At 30.0% G+C, this 1,202-nt stretch carries 1 protein-coding gene; it reads right to left on the reverse strand.

The genetic code is table 11. The features are described from left to right. Window positions 1-99: 99 nt before the first annotated feature. On the reverse strand, window positions 100-1,202 hold a 1,103-nt coding region (locus Q0370_RS02060; protein ID WP_299571434.1), incomplete at its 5' end, for a YARHG domain-containing protein.

Below are 1,202 nucleotides of genomic sequence, written 5' to 3' on the forward strand. Positions count from 1 at the left end.
CTGAGACTGGTTGTTATTAGAGTTTGTATTATTTTCTTCATTTTTTATATTATTCTGATTTTCCATTTTTCCTCCTTATATTTCAGTTTTTTGATTATATTATTTTTCTCGTTCCTTAATTATGAGAACAAATCTTTTTTCTTCTGGATTTAATATTTCATCGGAATCATATATTCCATTATACCAGCTTTTTTGAGAAAAGTAGCTTGAATATTTAGGATTTTTAAATTTATATCCTTTCTTGGCAAAAAGTGTATTCCTTATATAGCCTAATTTCTCTTTTGAAAACGTATTTAATATCGCCGTATTATTTTTATGCATTACCTCATCATAAACTCGGTCTAATGTTGCTAAATCGTCATCATTCTGATTTGTTCCAGATTGATTTTGCTGAGGTGCTGTATTTGGTACAACTGTTGCATTAGTGTCTGCTGGCTGTCCTGAAGTTGGTGTTGAAGTCCCAGGTTTTCCAAGCTGGTACATTATTCTATCTAATTTTTCAATTCCTTCTTCGTTTATAAATCCAGCCGATTTCTCAGCAGGTTTCAAGTAAAGTGCTTCCAAAAGTCTTTTTTCAACTAAGACTTCAGATTTGTCAGCTTTGGAGTCTAGTTTATACTTCTCTTCCGTAACTTGCCCTTCTGAATATGAATAGATGATTTTATAAAAAGAGCCGTTTTCCTTAACAATTCCGCTCAGACTGTTGCTTAAAACTGTAATATTATCTGCTTTTTTGCCATTAACTTCTATTTTTCCAGTACTGTTAGCTATATTAAAGATGTATGAATTTTTTCCATACGAAGTACGAACTTCAGCTACTTTTTTTCCATAGGATGTATCATTTTTTTCGTATATAAATTCTGTTGTAATTCCATTTTTTATTTGTGAAAAACTTAAAATAATATTATTTTGGAAAACATCTTTTCTTTTAAATCCGCTCATTTTGTAATTTATTTCAGATTCTCCTTCCAGTTTTCCATTTTTTACAAAAAAATATCCGCTTTCATAAAATGTGTCAAACGTAATTTTTCCTGTGAATGGAGTACCTTGATATAAAATAAAATCATTGTCAATCTTAAAGTCTGTTAAGTTAAGTGCAACTGTAGGGCCTTGCGGATTTTGAGGCTTTACATAGGCAGCTGTTTGATTTGAAGTATTATTTTTATTTTTTGTGTTACCATTTTCTTTATTTGAACAAGATG

The sequence above is a fragment of the uncultured Leptotrichia sp. genome, assembly GCF_938036635.1.
GTDB lineage: Bacteria > Fusobacteriota > Fusobacteriia > Fusobacteriales > Leptotrichiaceae > Leptotrichia > Leptotrichia hongkongensis.